Source organism: Candidatus Endomicrobiellum cubanum (assembly GCF_031278955.1).
GTDB classification, from domain to species: Bacteria; Elusimicrobiota; Endomicrobiia; order Endomicrobiales; family Endomicrobiaceae; genus Endomicrobiellum; species Endomicrobiellum cubanum.
This window is the reverse complement of record NZ_JAITJM010000008.1, coordinates 1-2,585: the sequence shown is the minus strand read 5'-3', so window position 1 is coordinate 2,585 and position 2,585 is coordinate 1. Positions and strand designations below refer to the sequence as shown.

General features: G+C 33.7%; 4 protein-coding genes. 3 read left to right on the top strand and 1 reads right to left on the bottom strand.

The annotated features are described in order from the left end of the window. Positions 1-288, bottom strand: a 288-nt coding sequence (locus LBD57_RS00645; protein WP_373469418.1) for a hypothetical protein, incomplete at its 3' end; no start/stop codon positions are given. A gap of 102 nt (positions 289-390) precedes the next feature. On the opposite strand from LBD57_RS00645, the gene LBD57_RS00640 reads away from it, so the two are divergent. The 3 genes from LBD57_RS00640 (at position 391) to rpiB (ending at position 2,467) form a co-directional block, all read left to right on the top strand. Continuing rightward, a complete protein-coding gene (locus LBD57_RS00640; protein WP_373469419.1) occupies positions 391-729 on the top strand; it encodes a transposase in 339 nt (112 codons plus the stop codon). A gap of 355 nt (positions 730-1,084) precedes the next feature. Next, positions 1,085-1,843 (top strand): triose-phosphate isomerase, encoded by a 759-nt coding sequence (gene tpiA, locus LBD57_RS00635; protein ID WP_373469417.1) that lies wholly within the window; start codon positions 1,085-1,087, stop codon positions 1,841-1,843. Between the two features lie 165 nt (positions 1,844-2,008). Further along, the gene (gene rpiB / locus LBD57_RS00630; protein ID WP_373469416.1) at positions 2,009-2,467 is read left to right on the top strand and encodes a ribose 5-phosphate isomerase B; all 459 of its coding nucleotides are present in this window, start codon (positions 2,009-2,011) and stop codon (positions 2,465-2,467) included. Positions 2,468-2,585: the final 118 nt, after the last annotated feature.

The following is a 2,585-nucleotide window of genomic DNA, read 5'->3' as shown; positions in this document are numbered from 1 at the left end:
AACAGAAGAAGAAGTAAAAGGGAAATTAACAGAGCCGTAGATGGTGCGGTATGACATAGTAGAATGAATAACAAGAGAGTTATTAGAAGAGACATTAAAGTTAGAAGAAAGCCAAGGGGAAGAAAAATCTATTTTCCCACAGTCAGGATTAGAAGGGTTAGTAATAGTACTATTGCCAGAGATGGTGTAATTAGGACTATTAGTGATATTAATAGTTTGAGCAAAAGCAAAGGAAGAGAAGAAAAGCAGTAAGAGGTACATAAACTTTGTTTTACGGATAAAACACATTTTGAGTCCTCCTTCATATATTTGGTGCTTTTGTTTATTTTAAACTTTTAATTGTTTAACCCAATACCCCGCAGCAAGCTGCGGGGTACCTCTTAAAGTAGTATAATTAGGCTATGGAAACGCTCTGCAAGGGACAACATAGCGCATATCAGTGTAACGCCCATAAAATATAGGAGAGCAATATTTGACTATAAAGAGCGTTGTAATAGCCTAATTCTCATAACAAAAGAAATTGAAGAGCGTTACGAAATAAAGTTTGAGCAAGTGGGTATAGATGCCAATCATGCTCACTATCTATTAAGTTCCAACCCAAAGCTTGCCCCTGCCAAAATTATACAGATAAGTAGCCCGAGAACTTTTTGCAGACACCCTGACTTAAAGAAAGAGCTTTGGGGTGGCCAGTTGTGCAGCGATGGCAACAATAGGCCAAGGAGGAAATAGAGAAGTGATTCGTAATTATATTGCTAATCAAGGCATCAAAAACCCACACCAACTATTGAAGCTCTTCATTTTCTAACAACTGATACCGCACACCTTGCTGTGCGGTGGTTCATTCTTTCTTGGAACATTCTTTAACGCTAACTATTTATTTGATTTTATGTTGATTTTGACAAGAGAAAAAGTTTTTTATAAACTACATCTGCTCGTAAGTCTTGTAAGTAAGGGGTCAGAAGGTAGTAAGTGTGAATGGGTGGACAAAATAATTTAAAAATAGATATCCCACACACAAAGAAAAGAAAATAAAATAAAATGGGTTTATAAATTAGTTAGATAGACCCAATAATGGAGCTTTTACATGAGAAGACCGTTAATGGCTGGGAATTGGAAAATGAACAAAACTATTTCAGAATCTGTAAGTTTTGTACGTATGCTTAAAGCTGCCGTTTCTGGTGTTAAAGATATAGGTATTATTATATGTCCCACATTTATATCTACTAACGCAGTTTATGGTGAAGTTAAAGATTCAAATATTAGCGTTGGTGCTCAAAATCTTTTTTGGGAAGAAAAAGGTGCTTTTACAGGTGAAGTTTCTGCAGCTATGCTAAGAGATGCCGGTTGTTCGTATGTTTTAATAGGACATTCAGAGCGCAGACAATATTTTGGCGAAACTAATGAAATCATAAATAAAAAAATAAAAGCTGCTTTGTCAAATGGAATTGTTCCAGTACTTTGTGTAGGTGAATCTCTAAAAGAAAGAGAAGAAAATTCTACATTTGAAATTATAGAAAATCAACTTAAAGAATCTTTATCAGGATTTAGTCAAGAAGATGCTTCCAAATTAGTTGTTGCTTATGAGCCAGTATGGGCAATAGGCACAGGAAAAACAGCAGCTCCTCAACAGGCTCAAGAAGTACATGCTTTTATAAGGAGAATATATTCTGAGATGTATAATAATATTATTGCTGATAAAGTAAGAATTATTTATGGTGGTTCTGTAAAACCAGATAATGTTTCTGAACTTATGAAACAGTCAGATATAGATGGTGGTTTAGTTGGGGGCGCAAGTTTAGAACTAGAATCTTTTGTAAAACTTATAACATATTCTAGAAGTTAACTGACTTTAGGGTTTATATAAAATTCTTAATGCGTATAAAATAATACAGTAAATTTTTTGACAAGGCTAGGCAAAATGTGTTTATTATGGCATTGTCGAAGAAGGATATATGTTAAAGTTTTAGAGAGGCTCAATATAAAATAGGAAATCTATATAGGAAATTTTATGAAAGAAATAAAAAAGATTGCATTTGGTACAGATCATGCGGCTTTAGATATAAGAGAAAATGTGAAAGAGTATTTAAAAGATTTAGGTTATGAAGTTATAGATTTTGGATTTTGTGGTTGTGGAAGCTGTGATTATCCAGATTATGCTTTTAAAGTTGCAGAAGCTGTTGTAAGTAGAAAAGTCTATAAAGGTGTTTTGATATGTGGGACAGGTATAGGAATGTCTATAGCTGCAAATAAAGTAAAAGGTGCTATTGCAGCTGTTTGTTGGGATGAAGACACAGCAAGACTTGTAGCACAGCATAATGGTGCTAACATTATCTGTTTGGGTTCTAGAACTGCTACTATTAGCGAAGTATGTCATAGAATAAAAATATTCCTTGAAACTCTGTTTGAAGAGAGACACTCTCAAAGGATAGAGAAAATTAGACACATAGAAGAAATGCAGGTAGGATAGTTGCTAAAGAGTTCCTCTAAAAAATGAATATCCTTTTGCTATACTGTGTTAAAAAACTTGTGTTTATCGTTTTTTTCTTTGCTTTGTCAAAAATTTATAGCAATTATACACATTAGAA